The sequence below is a fragment of the Streptomyces sp. CB02414 genome (genome assembly GCF_001905385.1).
Taxonomy (GTDB): domain Bacteria; phylum Actinomycetota; class Actinomycetes; order Streptomycetales; family Streptomycetaceae; genus Streptomyces.
The window spans coordinates 213,394-228,624 of the sequence record NZ_LIPF01000006.1; the positions used below are offsets into that span (position 1 = coordinate 213,394).

Here is a 15,231-nt window from a genome sequence, read left to right on the forward strand (position 1 = left end):
GGGCCGGGTCCCGTACGGAACCCGGCCCGGACATCACCGGCGCGTGCCGCCCCTCACGCGGCCACCGGCTGCTTCGCCCCCGACGACGGGGCCGACGGGCCCGCGGCCACCGCCCCCGGCGCCGGCTTGCGCACGCCCTTGAGGACGATCACCAGGGCCGTGGTGACGCAGACGCCCGCCGCGATGGCGACCAGGTAGAGCAGCGGGTTGCCGATCAGCGGCACCACGAAGATGCCGCCGTGCGGGGCGCGCAGCGTGGCGCCGAAGGCCATCGACAGGGCGCCGGTGACCGCGCCGCCCGCCATCGACGCCGGGATGACCCGCAGCGGGTCGGCCGCGGCGAACGGGATCGCGCCCTCGGAGATGAAGGAGGCGCCCAGCACCCAGGCGGCCTTGCCGTTCTCGCGTTCGGCCGCGTTGAAGAGCTTGCTCCGCACGGTCGTGGCCAGGGCCATGGCCAGCGGCGGGACCATACCGGCCGCCATGACCGCCGCCATGATCTTCATCGCCGAGTCGCTGGGGTCGGCGACCGCGATGCCTGCCGTGGCGAAGGCGTACGCGACCTTGTTGACCGGTCCGCCCAGGTCGAAGCACATCATCAGGCCGAGCAGGGCGCCGAGCAGGACCGCGTTGGCGCCGGACAGGCCGCTCAGCCAGTCGGTCATCGCCTTCTGCGCGGACGCGATGGGCTTGCCGATCACCACGAACATCAGGAATCCGACGACCGCCGAGGAGATCAGCGGGATCACCACCACCGGCATGATGCCGCGCAGCGCCGCCGGGATGCGTATCCGCTGGATCGCCATCACTACGGCACCGGAGATCAGACCCGCCGCCAGGCCGCCGAGGAAACCGGCGTTGATGGTCAGCGCGATCGAGCCGCCGACGAATCCGGGGACGAGTCCCGGGCGGTCGGCCATGCCGTAGGCGATGTAACCGGCCAGCACCGGGACGAGGAAGGCGAAGGCCACGCCGCCGATCTGGAACAGCAGCGCCGCCCAGCTGTCCGCCTGCGACCACGCGAAGTGGTCCATCACCGACGGTGCCTCGTTGATCTCGTAGCCGCCGATCGCGAAGCCCAGGGCGATGAGCAGACCGCCCGCGGCGACGAACGGCACCATGTAACTGACGCCGGACATCAGCCAGACGCGCAGCTTCGTCCCGTACCCCTCACCGGAGCCCCCGCCACGCTCGACGGGCGTCGTACGGGCGGGCGAGGCCGCCGTGACCTCACCGCGGGCCGCCTTCTCGCGGACCTCGCCGATCAGCTCGCCGGGCCGGTTGATGGCCGCCTTCACGCCGGTGTCGACGGTGGGCTTGCCCGCGAAGCGCTCCTTGTCGCGTACGGGCACGTCGTGGGCGAAGATCACGCCGTCCGCCGCCTCGATCACCGCCGGGTCGAGCCGGGTGAACCCGGCCGAGCCCTGCGTCTCGACGACGACCTCGACGCCCGCCTCGCGACCGGCGTTCTCCAGCGACTCGGCCGCCATGTAGGTGTGCGCGATGCCGGTGGGGCAGGAGGTGACGGCGACCACGCGGAAGGGGCGTTCGGGTTCGCCGCGATCCTCGTCGGGGCTGCCCGTGGCGGTCCCGGCGGAGGCCGCCGCCGGGACCGCCACGGAGTCCTGGGTGCCGTCCGGCTCCTCCCCGCGGATCAGCGCCGCCGCGGCCGTCGCGTCGCCCGCCGACCGCAGCGCGTCGGTGAACTCGGCGTTCATCAGCTGCCGGGCCAGGGAGGACAGGATCGTCAGGTGGGCGTCGTCGGCGCCCGCCGGAGCGGCGATGAGGAAGATCAGGTCGGCCGGGCCGTCCGCCGCCCCGAAGTCGATGCCGGCCGCGCTGCGCCCGAAGGCGAGCGTCGGCTCGGTGACGTGCGCGCTGCGGCAGTGCGGGATGCCGATGCCGCCGTCGAGGCCGGTCGGCATCTGCGCCTCGCGGGCGGCCACGTCGGCGAGGAAGGCGTCCAGGTCGGTCACCCGGCCCAGGGCCACCATCCGCTCGGCGAGGGCGCGCGCCGCCGCTTCCTTGGTGTCGGCGGACAGGTCGAGGTCGACCAGGTCCGCGGTGATCATCTCGCTCATCGCGGGCTCCTTAGCTCGCGTATCGCCCGGAACGTGGGGTGGTGGGCGGAAACGGGGAGGGGGACGGGGGCACTGCGGTGGGGGTCGGGGACGGCCCCGGCGAGCGGGCCGGGGACGTAGCGGAAGGGGACGGGGGCGTCGCGGTCCGGATCGGCGACGGCGGCCGGGGAGCCACCGGAGACACCACGGCCGAAACCGAGCACGGCCGACAGGAACCCGCCGGGGACGTCCCGGCCGCAACCGCCCCTGGGGAACGGGCCCGTGGCTCGGTCGGTGGCGGTCATGACGCCGGTTCCTTCAGTGCGCGGTCCGCCGGCACCTGGGCCGTGACCGTCACCGCGCCCGGGTCCAGGTCGGCCGGCGTCGGCATCACGCTGCCGGGCAGCCGGACGGCCGCGGCGCCGTGCGCCACCGCGGAGGCCAGGGCGCCCGGCCCCGCGCCCCCGGCGACGAGGAACCCGGCGAGGGAGGCGTCACCGGCGCCGACGTTGCTGCGTACGACGTCCACACGGGCGCTGCCGAACCAGGTGCCCGCGTCGTCCACGAGGAGCTGTCCGTCGGCGCCGAGGCTGGCGAGGACGGACCGGGCGCCCAGCTCCCGCAGTTCCTCGGCGGCCTTCACCGCGTCGCCGACCGTGAGCAGGGGACGCCCCACGGCCTCGGCCAGTTCCTCGGCGTTCGGCTTGACCACGTCGGGCCGCTCGCGCAGGGCCTGGAGCAGGGCGGGGCCGGAGGTGTCGAGGGCGATGCGGACACCGGCGGCGTGCGCGCGGGCCACCAGGTCGGCGTACCAGGAGGGGGCGAGTCCGCGGGGCAGGCTGCCGCAGCAGGCGATCCAGTCGGCGCCGGGCGACTGGCGCCTCACGGTCTCCAGCAGCAGTTCCCGTTCGGCCGCCGTCAGTTCGGGGCCGGGTGCGTTGATCTTCGTCAGGACGCCGTCGGCCTCGGCGAGGGCGATGTTGGCGCGGGTGACCCCGGCGACCGGCACGGGCGCGACCTCGATGCCCTGCGCGTCGAGCAGTTCGGAGACGAGGGCGCCGGAGGGACCGCCGAGCGGCAGCACCGCCACGGTGCGCCGGCCGGCCGCCGTCACCGCGCGGGAGACGTTCACGCCCTTGCCGCCCGGGTCCACGCGCTCGCCCGTGGCGCGGACGACCTCGCCGCGGTCGAGGGAGGGCACCTCGTAGGTGCGGTCCAGGGACGGGTTGGGGGTGACGGTGAGGATCATGCGCGTACTACTTCCGTGCCGTCGCGCTCGACGGCGGTGGCGTCTTCGGGGCTCAGCCCGCTGTCGGTGATCAGCAGGTCCACGTCGCTCAGGGAGCCGAAGCGGGCGAAGTGCTCCTGGCCGTACTTGGAGGAGTCGGCGAGCAGCACCACACGGCGGGCGGCGGAGACGGCGGCCCGCTTGACCGCGGCCTCCGCGAGATCGGGGGTGGTCAGCCCGTGCTCGGCGGAGAAGCCGTTGGCGGCGACCAGCACCACGTCGGCGCGGATCTCGCCGTACGCCCGCAGCGCCCAGGCGTCGACGGCGGCGCGCGTACGGTGCCGCACGCGCCCGCCGACCAGGTGGAGCTGGATGCCGGGATGGTCGGCGAGGCGGGCGGCGATGGGCAGGCTGTGGGTGACGACGGTGAGCGAGGTCTCGCGCGGGATCGCGGCGGCCAGCAGGGCCACCGTGGAACCGGCGTCGAGGATCAGCGTGCCGTCGGCCGGCAGTTCCGCCAGGGCCGCCTTGGCGATCCGGTCCTTCTCGTCGGCCGCCGTCGACTCGCGCTCGGCGAGGTCCGGCTCGAAGTCGAGCCGCCCGGCGGGGATCGCGCCGCCGTGCACCCGGCGCAGCAGACCGGCGCGGTCCAGTGCCTTGAGGTCGCGGCGGATGGTCTCCGCCGTCACCTGGAACTCCTCGGCCAGCGACACCACGTCCACCCGGCCGCCGTCCCGCGCCAGCCGGAGGATCTCCTGCTGCCGCTCCGGTGCGTACATGACCGTTCGCCTCCGCCCTGTGCCCAAACCTGTGCCCGAACCTGTGGTTTCTCTCGGAGGCTACGCCCGGTTTTCCGGAATGTAAACAAGTAACCAGGCGCATTCAAATACAATCGGGCACAGGTGGGCATGAGCGGGCACCCCTGCCGACGGCCTCAGACCAGCGAGGCCTTCTTCTCCTCCACAGCGACCTCCGCAGCGACCTCCGAAGCGCCCCCCGAAGCCCCTTCCACGTGCTGCGCCGGCCGCTTCGGCAGCGCGAACATCAGCAGGAAGATGACGCCGAGTACGGCCGCCACCCAGCCCAGCGCGTTCTGGAAGGCGTCCGCGTAGGCGGGACCGATCCGGGACGGCGCCACGTGGTCGCTCATCGTGCCGAAGAAGACCACGGAGACCAGCCCGAGCCCGAGCGCGTTGCCCATCTGCTGCACGGTGTTGATGAGCCCGGACGCCGACCCGGCGTGCTCGCGCGGCACCTGGGACAGCACCGCGTCCGTCAGCGGCGCGACGATCAGTCCCATGCCGACGCCCATGACGACGAGCGGCAGCGCCATCTGCCAGGAGGTGATGCCGAGCCCGTAGTGCCCGGCCTCCCAGAGGTAGAGCAGTACGCCCGCCGCCATCACCAGCGCGCCCGCCTGCAGCACCTTGCGCCCGAAGCGCGGCACGAGCTTCTGCACCGACACTCCCGCCGCCACGGAGACGGCGACCGAGAACGGCACGCCGGTCAGCCCGGCCCGCAGCGGCGTCCAGCCGAGCCCCACCTGCATGTACAGGGTCCACACCAGGAAGAAGATGCCGAGCGCGAGCCCGAAGACGGTCTGCACGGCGATACCGGCGGCGAAACTCTTCACCCGGAACAGCGACAGCTCGACCAGCGGCGAACCGTCCCGCGCGCTCTTCCGCCTCTCGTACGCCACCAGCACCGCGAGCACGACGAACGCGCCGGCCATCGACAGGTGCCCCCACAGCGGCCAGCCCAGCTCGCGTCCCCGGGTGAGCGGGTAGACCAGCATCAGCAGACCGAGGGTGACCAGGGCGACCCCGACCAGGTCCAGCCGCAGGGCGCGCGGCGCCTTGGACTCGGTGATGAAGCGCCCGCCGAGGACGAGGGCGGCGACACCGACCGGCAGGTTGATGAGGAAGATGGGCCGCCACTCGAGCCCGAAGAGGTTCCACTCGGTGAGCAGGGCGCCCAGCAGCGGCCCGGAGACCGCGCCCAGACCGACGATCGCGCCGAACAGTCCGAACACCTTGCCGCGTTCGTGCGCCGGGAAGGTCGCGTGCACGATCGACAGCACCTGGGGCACCATCAACGCCGCCATCGCCCCCTGGAGGATGCGGGAGGCGACCAGCATCTCGGGGTTCACGGCGAGTCCGCACAGCGCGGACGCCAGAGTGAAGCCGGCGACGCCGACGAGGAAGACCCGCTTGCGGCCGTGGATGTCGCCGAGCCGCCCGCCGGTGATCAGGCCGGCCGCGAAGGCGAGGGCGTAACCGGCGGTGATCCACTGGATCTGGCTGAAAGAGGCGCCCTCGTCCTGCCGGATCGACGGGATGGCGATGTTGACGATGGTGACGTCGACCAGGTCCATGAAAGCCGCGGTCATCACGATCGCGAGGGCGTACCAGCGCCGGCGGTCGCCCGCGGGGGGCGTGCTCGGCACGGGGCTCGGGGTGTGCGTTGAGGTCATGGCCGTGAAGCTATGACGGTAGTAGGACAGGTCGCGTCCTATACATGCGCCATGCTCGGACACATGACGACGGACACTCCCGCCCGGCTCCTGACGCTCCTCTCCCTCCTCCAGACACCCCGCGAGTGGCCCGGCGGCGAACTCGCCGATCGGCTCGGCGTCTCCCGTCGCACGGTCCGGCGGGACATCGACCGGCTGCGTGAGCTGGGCTATCCCGTACAGGCGACCATGGGCGCCGACGGCGGTTACCGACTGGTGGCGGGCAAGGCGATGCCGCCGCTGGTGCTCGACGACGAGGAGGCGGTGGCCATCGCGGTCGGCCTGCGCGCCGGCGCCGGGCACGCGGTCGAGGGCGTGGACGAGGCGTCGGTGCGGGCGCTGGCCAAGCTGGAGCAGGTGCTGCCGTCGCGGCTGCGGCACCGGGTGGCCACGCTCCAGGCCGCGACGACCCCGCTGACCAGTGGGGACGGGCCGAGTATCGCGACCGAGACGCTGACCGTGATGGCCTCCACGGTGGCGGGGCAGGAACGGCTGCGGTTCGCCTACCGCGCGGCGGACGGCACCGAGTCGCGGCGCGTGACGGAGCCGTACCGGCTGGTCTCCACGGGACGCCGCTGGTACCTGGTCGCCTACGACCTCGACCGGGAGGACTGGCGGACGTTCCGGGTCGACCGGGTGAGCGAGCCGTTCGCGACCGGGGCACGGTTCGCTCCCCGTGAACTGCCGACCGGGAGCGCGGCGGAGTACCTGCGGCGCTCGATGCAACGGCACGGCGACTCGTACGACATCGAGGTCACCTTCGCCGCGCCGCCCGAGGCGGTCGCCACACGGCTGCCGCAGTGGCTCGGGCCGCCGGAGCCGGCGGCCGACGGCACGTCGTGCGTACTGCGGGCGACCGTCTCCGACCCGGTGGACTGGATGGCGGTACGGCTCGCGATGGTGGGCCCCGACTTCCGCGTCCGGGAGCCGGCGGAACTGGTCGAGCGCGTACGGGAGCTGGGGACGCGGCTGCTCGGCGCGGCGGGCGGGTGACCGCCCTTCACGCACCCGGCCGCCCCACCCCGCCCGCTATCCAGCAGCCCCGCTGCCCTCCCAGGCGAACGCCCGCAGCCCTGCCAGGTTTCGCAGCGCCGGCTCGACCGGGCTCCCGGCCCCCTCCGTGCCGTCCGCCCAGTGCTCCACCGCCACCCGCACCGCCGCGCCCGCCACCGCGGCCGCGAACCGCAGCTCCGGGGAGCCCGCCAGCCGCTCGGCAACGTTGTCGTCACCGTCGGACAGCCGCGCCGCCAGCACTCCCACCAGCCCGCGTTCGGCGATCATGCACACCTCCGCCCACACCTTCCGCAGCGCCGGGCTCGTCTCGGCCAGGCGGATCAGCGTGCGGGCCCACTCCCAGGACGGCGCCGACACCCCGGCGCCGGGCGTCAGGGTGTGCCGTACGGCGTGTGCCAGGGCGTCGGGCACGGACAGCTCCGGCGGGGCGGCGCGCACCGCGGCGGCCCAGCGCTCGGCGCCGAGGGCGTAGAGCGGGGCGACGGCCTCTTCCTTGGTCGCGAAGTAGCGGTAGAAGGTGCGCGGGGCGACTCCCGCGGCCCGGGCGATGTCCTCCGCCCGGGTCGCCCGCAGGCCCTGGCGCACGAAGAGGCCGGCCGCCGCGCGGGCGATCTCCATCCGGGTCGCGGCCTTGCGCCGCTCGGTCAGGGAAAGGGGCCCGGGACCTCCGGGACCGAGACCGGAATCGGACGGTTCGGATACGGAAGAGGACGGGATGGCGCTGCTCACTTCGGCAGGCTATGCCGCTGTGACAGAATCTGCCATTCGGCGGGTCACCCCGGGGTTCAGGTCCGGGGTGCCCCGCTGCGCGACGGTCCGGAAACATCCGGAAACGGAGGGAGCCGGGCTGCGGCGCCCCGGGGGGAGAGGCGCCGAGCCCGGCTCGGGAAAGTCCCGGCGCCGGGGGGAGTGCGTCGGGACGTGGTCCTGAAGGGGCGCGAGGCCCGGTCCGGGGCGGGTGCCCGGGGCCGGACCACTGGGCCCGGTGTTCTTGTTCCCGGCTCCCGCCGGTTAAAGCAGCGTTGTACGGCCATGTTTGCGCGGGGGTTCGGCCACCGGCGTACGCCCCACGCGTCACGTCACGCCCCCTCATCACGGCGGGCGGATCACCTGCCCGCCACGCCGCGCTCGGGGTCCGCGCTACGCCGCGGCCTCGAAGCCGGTGTCGCGGGCCAGCTTCTTCAGCTCCAGCAGCGCGTGCTTCTCGATCTGCCGGATGCGCTCACGGGTGAGGCCGTGCTCCTTGCCGACCTCGGTCAGCGTACGCTCCCGGCCGTCGTCGATGCCGTACCGCATCTTGATGATGGAGGCCGTGCGCGGGTCGAGGCGGCCGATGAGGTCGTCCAGCTCCTCGCTGCGCAGCAGTGTCAGCACCGACTGCTCGGGCGACACGGCGGAGGTGTCCTCCAGCAGGTCGCCGAACTGGGTCTCGCCCTCGTCGTCCACCGACATGTTCAGCGAGACGGGGTCGCGGGCCCAGTCGAGGACGTCGGTGACGCGCTCCGGCGTCGAGCCGAGCTCGGCGGCGATCTCCGCGGGCTCCGGCTCGCGGCCGTGCTCCCGGTTGAACTCCCGCTGCACGCGCCGGATGCGGCCCAGCTCCTCCACCAGGTGGACGGGGAGCCGGATGGTGCGCGACTGGTCCGCGATGGAACGGGTGATGGCCTGACGGATCCACCAGGTGGCGTACGTCGAGAACTTGAAGCCCTTGCGGTAGTCGAACTTCTCGACCGCGCGGACCAGGCCCGCGTTGCCCTCCTGGATCAGGTCGAGGAGCGGCAGGCCGCTGCGCGGGTAGCGCCGGGCGACCGCCACGACCAGCCGGAGGTTGGAGCGGATGAAGACGTCCTTCGCCCGCTCGCTCTCGTCGATCAGGGCCTGGAGCTCCTCCCGGGTGGCGTCCGCCCCGGTCTCCTCGTAGCCTTCGAGGACCTGCCGCGCGAACACACCCGCCTCGATGGTCTGGGACAGCTCGACCTCCTTGGCGGCGTCGAGCAGCGGTGTCCGTGCGATCTCGTCGAGGTACATGCCGACCAGATCGCGGTCGGCGAGCTCGCCGCTGCCTGCGCGGACGCTGGTTGCCGCGTCGGCCGTCTCGCCGGTGGCGGACTTACGACGGGCGACGGCACGGGTTGCCATGCGTGCTCCCTTGCGATGGTGGTTCAGCGGGTGGTCCGGTGGACGTACGGCGTCTGAGGTTGTCTCCGGTCCCGGAACTGCGCTCCGGCCTCTCCCGGGACTCTCCTCGGGTGCCCTGCATCCGATGGAAACAACGACTGGAATCCGGACAGAATTCCCAACCCGCCCCCCGATTTTTCTGATCATGCAGTACCCTGTGCCGCCACACGAGGAGGCGTGATGCCGGCGGGACGTACGGAGGTCCAGGTCAGGGCGGGAACCGAGGACGACCTCAAGGCCCTCACCGACCTCTACAACCACTACGTACGTGAGACGCCCACCACATTCGACACCGAGCCGTTCACCCCGGAAGAGCGCCGTCCTTGGCTGCTCTCCCACCCTGAAGACGGCCCGCACCGGCTGAGGGTTGCCACGGAGGCCGAGTCACAGGAAATCCTGGGGTACGCCACATCGAGCCCTTACCGCGCCAAGCCCGCCTACGGCACCTCGGTGGAGACCACGGTCTACGTCACCCCTGGCGCCGGCGGCCGGGGCATCGGCACCCTGCTCTACACGTCCCTCTTCGAGGCCCTGGCCGGCGAGGACCTGCACCGCGCCTACGCGGGCATCGCCCAGCCGAACGAGGCCTCCGCCCGGCTGCACGAGCGCTTCGGCTTCCGGTACGTCGGCACGTACCGCGAGGTGGGCCGCAAGTTCGGCCGCTACTGGGACGTGGCCTGGTACGAGAAGCCGCTGTAGCCCCTCGGGGCGCGCGGCTCAGCCGAACTGCACCGACCGCTTGGCCAGCCCCATCCAGAACCCGTCGATCACGGACTCCCGCAGGGCCGGCTCACCGGCCGCGTCCGCCGCGCCCATGGTCACGAACAGCGGGGCGAAGTGCTCGGTGCGCGGGTGGGCGAGCAGGCCCGCCGGGGACTTGCGGGTGAAGTCGAGCAGCGCGTCCACGTCACCGGCGTCCAGCGCGCGCCGGCCCCAGTCGTCGAACTCGGCCGACCAGGACGGGACACCGGCCTGGCGCAGCGCGGCCAGGTTGTGGGTGAAGAAGCCGGAACCGATGATCAGCACGCCCTCGTCGCGCAGCGGCGCGAGCCTGCGGCCGGTCTCCATCAGCCGCTCCGGGTCGAGGGTCGGCATGGAGACCTGGAGGACGGGGATGTCGGCGCCGGGGTACATCTCGACCAGCGGCACGTACGCGCCGTGGTCGAGTCCGCGGTCGGGCACGTCCTGCACCGGCGTACCGGGGGCGCGCAGCAGCTTGCGTACGGACTCGGCGAGCGCGGGGGCGCCGGGGGCCTCGTAGCGCACCCGGTAGTAGTGCTCGGGGAAGCCCCAGAAGTCGTAGACCAGGGGGACGGTCCGGGTGGCGCCGAGGGCGAGCGGGGCCTCCTCCCAGTGGGCGGAGACGACGAGGATCGCCTTGGGGCGGGGCAGTGCGGCGGCCCAGGCGGCCAGCTCGCCGGGCCAGACCGGGTCGTCGGCGAGGGGCGGCGCGCCGTGGCTCAGGTAGAGGGCGGGCATGCGCTCCTGGGCGGTGGCGGACACGGGGCGGCTCCTGTTGCTCAGGTCACTCGGTTCACTCAGCTACTTGAACTCTCAAGCTTTTGCTCGCAGGCAAATCTAAGGGTTCCTTGTTTAAAATTCAAGGACTCGTACCATGGATACATGAACACGGCACCCATCCCGCCCTCCGCCGACGAGCCCCGCTGGCTCACCGCCGAGGAGCAGCGCGTCTGGCGTTCCTACATCGAGGCGGCCACCCTCCTGGAGGACCACCTCGACCGCCAGCTCCAGCGCGACGCGGGAATGCCGCACGTCTACTACGGACTGCTGGTCAAGCTCGCCGAGTCACCGCGGCGGCGGCTGCGGATGACGGAGCTGGCCCGGTACGCCAAGATCACCCGTTCCCGCCTCTCGCACGCGATCGCCCGCCTGGAGAAGAACGGCTGGGTGCGCCGCGAGGACTGCCCCTCCGACAAGCGGGGCCAGTTCGCCGTGCTCACGGAGGAGGGGTACGCGGTGCTGGGGCAGACCGCGCCGGGTCACGTGGAGGCCGTGCGCCAGGCCGTGTTCGACCGTCTCACGCCGGAACAGCAGAAGTCCCTCGGCGAGATCATGCGGATCGTCGCCGAGGGACTTCAGCCCCGCGAAGCGGGTGCGGACCTGCCCTGGCTGCGCTGAGCGCGGCCGGGGCAGGTCCTGGGAACCGTGCGCGACGGGCGTCCCCTCCCCCCGCGCACGGATGGAACAGGGGGCCCGAGGGGGTGTACCGCGTCCGGCGTCGTCAGTGGGCGACGACCGGCACCGGCAGCTCCTCCTCGGCCGCGTCGCCCGCACCGGACCCGGTGACGGCGGAACCGCCCGGACGACCGGCGTTGATGAAGGTCAGGGCGATCACGGCCGCCGCGACCAGGATGCCGACGGCGAACCAGATCGCGCTGGTGTAGCCCTGCACCTGACCCTCCAGCTGGACCAGCTGCTGCTGGGACCGGGAGGCCGCACCGCCGATGTGGTCGGCGATGTAGGACGTGGTGGCCGAGGCGGCGATGGTGTTCAGCAGCGCCGTACCGATCGCGCCGCCCACCTGCTGCGAGGTGTTGACCATCGCCGAGGCGACACCGGCGTCCCGCGGCTCGACGCCCTGGGTGGCCATGGACATCGCCGGCATGAACGCCGTACCCATGCCGAGGCCGAGCAGCAGCATGCCGGGCAGCAGCACCGCGGCGTACGAGGTGTCGAGCTCCAGCTGGGTCAGCAGCAGCATGCCGACGGCGGCGACCAGGAAGCCGGGGCCCATCAGCAGCCGGGGGGCGACCCGGGTCATCAGGCGGGTGCCGATCTGCGTGGAGCCCGTGATCATGCCCGCGATCATCGGCAGGAAGGCGAAGCCGGTCTTGACCGGCGAGTAGCCCTTCACGATCTGCAGGTAGTAGGTCAGGAAGAGGAACAGGCCGAACATCGCGATGATCGCCAGGCCCAGCGAGAGGTAGATCCCGCCCCGGTTGCGCTCGGTGATCACGCGCAGCGGCAGCAGCGGGGCCTTGACCCGGGACTCGACGATCACGAAGGCCAGCAGCAGCACGGCCGAGCCGACGAACATGCCGACCGTCACCGCGTCGCTCCAGCCGTCGGACTCGGCGCGGGTGAAGCCGTAGACGAGCGCGACCAGGCCCAGGGTGGACAGGATCACGCCGGGGACGTCGAGCGGCGAGCGGTTGCGGCCGCCCTTCGGCTCACGGATGACCAGGTACGCACCGGCCGCGGCGACCACGGCGAACGGGATGTTGACGAAGAACGTCCAGCGCCAGTTCAGGTACTCGGTGAGGAAACCGCCGAGGATCAGACCCACGGCACCGCCGCCACCGGCGATCGCACCGTAGATGCCGAACGCCTTGGCGCGCTCCTTGGCGTCCGTGAACATCACGGCGAGCAGGGAGAGCGCGGCGGGCGCGAGCAGGGCGCCGAAGACGCCCTGGAGGGCGCGGGAGCCGAACATCATGGCCTCGTTGGTGGCCGCACCGCCGAGCGCCGAGGCGACGGCGAAGCCGGCCAGGCCCACGACGAAGGTGCGCTTGCGGCCCCACAGGTCGGCTATCCGGCCGCCGAACAGCAGCAGGCCGCCGAAGGCGAGGGCGTAGGCCGTGACGACCCACTGCCGGTTGCCGTCGGAGATGCCGAGGTCCTGCTGCGCGGAGGGCAGGGCGATGTTCACGATGGTGGCGTCGAGGACCACCATCAGCTGGGCGAGCGCGATGAAGACGAGCGCTTTCCAGCGTCCGGCGTCCGGGGCGTCGGTGACGCCGGAGGCCTTGACGGCTGTTTGAGACATGGGGATACCCACTTCGGGACTTCGTGACGGAAAAAAGGTGAGTAAAGGGACGGCTGAGACGCGGCCGGACGTGAGCTCGGCGAGGCCTTCGCGGAACTACTGGACGCGGAACTACTGGACGCGGACCCGGCGGTCGCGGAACTGGTGGCGCGGAACTACTGGTCGCAGGGCTGGCGCAGGTCCTCCATGGTCACGACCGCGCCCGGCAGGGCGGAGCGGGCCGGGGCCCGCAGCCCGTCCAGGAACAGTTGCAGGTGCCGGTGGACGAACCGGTCGGCGCTCAGGCACCCCGTACCGGCCGGGGGCCGGCTGAGCTGGGCCGCGGCGATCATCAGATCCCCCACGCCCACATCGGTACGGAGCTGCCCGGCCGCCTTGGCCCGGTCCATGACCTCGGCGACGAGCCGCTCGCCCCGTTCACGCGCCGCTTCCAGATCGGGGTGGTGCTGGTCGAACGTGCTGGACACCATGGGGCACAGGGCGCTGATCCGCTCGTCGGCGGCGACGTGCACGAAGCGCTCCAGCGCCTCGAACGCGTCCCCGGTCTCCGCGAGCGCGAGCTCCGCCGCCCGTGCCGTACGGTCCATGACCGAGCAGACGACCTCGCGGACGAGGGCGTCGCGGTCGGGGAAGTTGCGGTACACCGTGGCGTTGCCGACGCCGGCGCGGCGGGCGACGTCGTCGAGCGGCACGTCGGGCCCGTGCTCCACGAACATCTCCCGGGCGGCGGTGACGATCCGCTCCCGGTTGCGCAGGGCGTCGGCGCGGGGCCGGGTCACCTTCTGGCGCTCGGGGGCTGCGGTCTGCACGGCGTACTCCTCGGACATCGGGTGGGCGATCCGGGGAGGGAGTCCCCGTTTCGCTCGGACACATGGCTAAACGGGGAAACGATCCCCGCTTATTTCCCACCCCCGGAGAAACATCCCGTGACCTGAGTCACACGCAGGAGCCGATACTCGCCCCGCCCTCCCCCGGTCGGCGGCTACCGGCGAGAAACCCACGATCGGCTCCTCCAGCGCGCGCCCGCCCACCCCTCGGCACAGGGTGAGCGCAAGGGTGCAGCCGGAGTCGGGCGGCTGCCGTGGTCCGGGAGGTCCGCATGCAGCCGCAGCCGCCGGCGCAGCCGCCGAGCCGCCGGATACGCCCGCGCAGGCTCGCCGCGATCGCGACCGTCACCGCCGTGACCTTCGCGGTCAGCACCTCGGCCGGCACCGGCCGGCTCGCCCCCGGCACCACGGCGGCGGGCCCCGGCCCGGCAGCCCTCTCCCGCTCCTCCGCGCACGGCCCCTGCATGATCAGCGGTGGTCCCGAGATCCAGATGTCCGAGGGCGTCCCCACCTCCGCCGGCTACGCCCGCTCCACGGGCACCGTCCGGGCCCTCAACCTGATGATCGACTTCTCCGACGCCCCCGGCGAGGGCAAGGCGATGGACCGCTACGCGGAGTTCTTCCCGCAGACCGAGGAATGGTTCCGCACCAGTTCCTACGGCCGCCTCGACTACCGCCCCGAGACCCCGATCCGGGACTGGCTGCGCATGCCGAAGTCGTTCGCCGAGTACGGCATAGAGCGCGGCGCCCCGTTCGAGCCCGGCTACCGGGAACTGGTCGAGGACATGGTGGCGGAGGCCGACGCGAAGGTCGACTTCCGCGCGTACGACCTCGTGAACGTCCTGGTCACCCCGAACGCGGGCCCGTCCGCCCTGGACACGGTCCTGTCCGTCACCTTCGCCGGCAACGCGGAGGCACCGGTCGCCGACGGCGTCCCCGTCGCCAACGCCTCCTTCGTCTACTCCCGCCAGGACGACGGCTCCGGCTCCTACGACGAGACCGGCTACCGCGTCCTGCCTCACGAGAACGGCCACGTCTTCGGCCTCCCCGACCTCTACACCCAGGAGGGCGGCGGTGCCGTCGGGCACTGGGACATCATGAGCGAGGACTGGGGCGCCAACAACGACCTCCTCGGCTGGCACAAGTGGAAGCTGGGCTGGCTCGACCGCACCCAGGTGCACTGCGCGTCGGCACCGGGGACGACGGAGTACACACTGACCCCGCTGGCCCGCAAGGGCGGCGACAAACTGGTGGTCGTGCCACTGGACTCGGAGTCCGGGTACGCGGTCGAACTGCGCACCCGCGCAGGCAACGACGAGGTGGTCTGCCGGCCAGGCATCCTGATCTACAAGGTCGACGCGGACGTGGACACGGGCATGGGCCCGGTGACCGTCTACGACTCCCGGCAGGACAGCGGCGGCTGCACCCGCGCCCCGAACGTCCACGCCGAACTCTCGGACGCCGCCTTCACCCCCGGCGAGACCTTCAAGGACCCGCGCCACGGCGTCACGATCGCGGTCTCGGGAGCGGACTCGAAGGGCGACCACCAGGTGCGCGTCACCCGGCGCTGACGACCGGCGCCGCCCTACGGCGGCATACGGTAGGCGGGCCCGCCACGACCGCCG

At 72.5% G+C, this 15,231-nt stretch carries 14 protein-coding genes; 4 read left to right on the forward strand and 10 right to left on the reverse strand.

Annotated features, from left to right (window positions below):
- Nucleotides 1–53: 53 nt before the first annotated feature.
- From AMK11_RS20810 to AMK11_RS20830, 5 genes are all read right to left on the reverse strand, one after another.
- Entirely contained in the window at nucleotides 54–2,081 is a 2,028-nt protein-coding gene (locus AMK11_RS20810) for a PTS fructose transporter subunit IIABC (protein WP_073729411.1), read from the reverse strand.
- A complete protein-coding gene (locus tag AMK11_RS20815; RefSeq protein WP_073729413.1) occupies nucleotides 2,078–2,365 on the reverse strand; it encodes a hypothetical protein in 288 nt (95 codons plus the stop codon). The genes AMK11_RS20810 and AMK11_RS20815 overlap by 4 nt, the downstream gene beginning before the upstream one ends.
- Nucleotides 2,362–3,309 (reverse strand): 1-phosphofructokinase, encoded by a 948-nt coding sequence (gene pfkB, locus AMK11_RS20820; protein WP_073729415.1) that lies wholly within the window; start codon nucleotides 3,307–3,309, stop codon nucleotides 2,362–2,364. The genes AMK11_RS20815 and pfkB overlap by 4 nt, the downstream gene beginning before the upstream one ends.
- Entirely contained in the window at nucleotides 3,306–4,067 is a 762-nt protein-coding gene (locus AMK11_RS20825; RefSeq protein WP_073729417.1) for a DeoR/GlpR family DNA-binding transcription regulator, read from the reverse strand. The genes pfkB and AMK11_RS20825 overlap by 4 nt, the downstream gene beginning before the upstream one ends.
- A 155-nt stretch (nucleotides 4,068–4,222) precedes the next feature.
- A complete protein-coding gene (locus tag AMK11_RS20830; RefSeq protein WP_073729419.1) occupies nucleotides 4,223–5,761 on the reverse strand; it encodes an MFS transporter in 1,539 nt (512 codons plus the stop codon).
- 63 nt (nucleotides 5,762–5,824) lie between these two features.
- Here AMK11_RS20830 and AMK11_RS20835 point away from each other — a divergent pair, with 63 nt between their 5' ends.
- A complete protein-coding gene (locus AMK11_RS20835; protein ID WP_073729801.1) occupies nucleotides 5,825–6,793 on the forward strand; it encodes a helix-turn-helix transcriptional regulator in 969 nt (322 codons plus the stop codon).
- A gap of 36 nt (nucleotides 6,794–6,829) precedes the next feature.
- Here the strand turns inward: AMK11_RS20835 and AMK11_RS20840 are convergent, their stop codons facing one another.
- The gene (locus tag AMK11_RS20840) at nucleotides 6,830–7,543 is read right to left on the reverse strand and encodes a TetR/AcrR family transcriptional regulator (protein ID WP_073729420.1); all 714 of its coding nucleotides are present in this window, start codon (nucleotides 7,541–7,543) and stop codon (nucleotides 6,830–6,832) included.
- Between the two features lie 411 nt (nucleotides 7,544–7,954).
- Nucleotides 7,955–8,953 carry a sigma-70 family RNA polymerase sigma factor gene (locus AMK11_RS20845; RefSeq protein ID WP_073729422.1) on the reverse strand — a complete coding sequence of 333 codons (999 nt, stop codon included), beginning with the start codon at nucleotides 8,951–8,953 and terminating at the stop codon, nucleotides 7,955–7,957.
- A 219-nt stretch (nucleotides 8,954–9,172) separates the two neighbouring features.
- Between AMK11_RS20845 and AMK11_RS20850 the strand changes: the two genes are divergently transcribed.
- On the forward strand, nucleotides 9,173–9,691 hold the full coding sequence (locus AMK11_RS20850) for a GNAT family N-acetyltransferase (RefSeq protein WP_073729424.1): 519 nt from the start codon (nucleotides 9,173–9,175) through the stop codon (nucleotides 9,689–9,691).
- A gap of 18 nt (nucleotides 9,692–9,709) precedes the next feature.
- Here the strand turns inward: AMK11_RS20850 and AMK11_RS20855 are convergent, their stop codons facing one another.
- Nucleotides 9,710–10,471 carry a dioxygenase family protein gene (locus tag AMK11_RS20855; protein WP_073729802.1) on the reverse strand — a complete coding sequence of 254 codons (762 nt, stop codon included), beginning with the start codon at nucleotides 10,469–10,471 and terminating at the stop codon, nucleotides 9,710–9,712.
- 144 nt (nucleotides 10,472–10,615) lie between these two features.
- On the opposite strand from AMK11_RS20855, the gene AMK11_RS20860 reads away from it, so the two are divergent.
- A complete protein-coding gene (locus tag AMK11_RS20860) occupies nucleotides 10,616–11,131 on the forward strand; it encodes a MarR family winged helix-turn-helix transcriptional regulator (RefSeq protein WP_073729426.1) in 516 nt (171 codons plus the stop codon).
- 103 nt (nucleotides 11,132–11,234) lie between these two features.
- Here AMK11_RS20860 and AMK11_RS20865 read toward each other — a convergent pair whose 3' ends face one another.
- A complete protein-coding gene (locus AMK11_RS20865) occupies nucleotides 11,235–12,779 on the reverse strand; it encodes an MFS transporter (RefSeq protein ID WP_073729428.1) in 1,545 nt (514 codons plus the stop codon).
- Between the two features lie 155 nt (nucleotides 12,780–12,934).
- Complete coding sequence (locus AMK11_RS20870; RefSeq protein ID WP_198941422.1) at nucleotides 12,935–13,588, reverse strand: TetR/AcrR family transcriptional regulator; 654 nt, start codon at nucleotides 13,586–13,588, stop codon at nucleotides 12,935–12,937.
- A 290-nt stretch (nucleotides 13,589–13,878) separates the two neighbouring features.
- On the opposite strand from AMK11_RS20870, the gene AMK11_RS20875 reads away from it, so the two are divergent.
- A complete protein-coding gene (locus AMK11_RS20875; protein ID WP_073729803.1) occupies nucleotides 13,879–15,177 on the forward strand; it encodes a M6 family metalloprotease domain-containing protein in 1,299 nt (432 codons plus the stop codon).
- The last annotated feature ends 54 nt before the right edge of the window (nucleotides 15,178–15,231 follow it).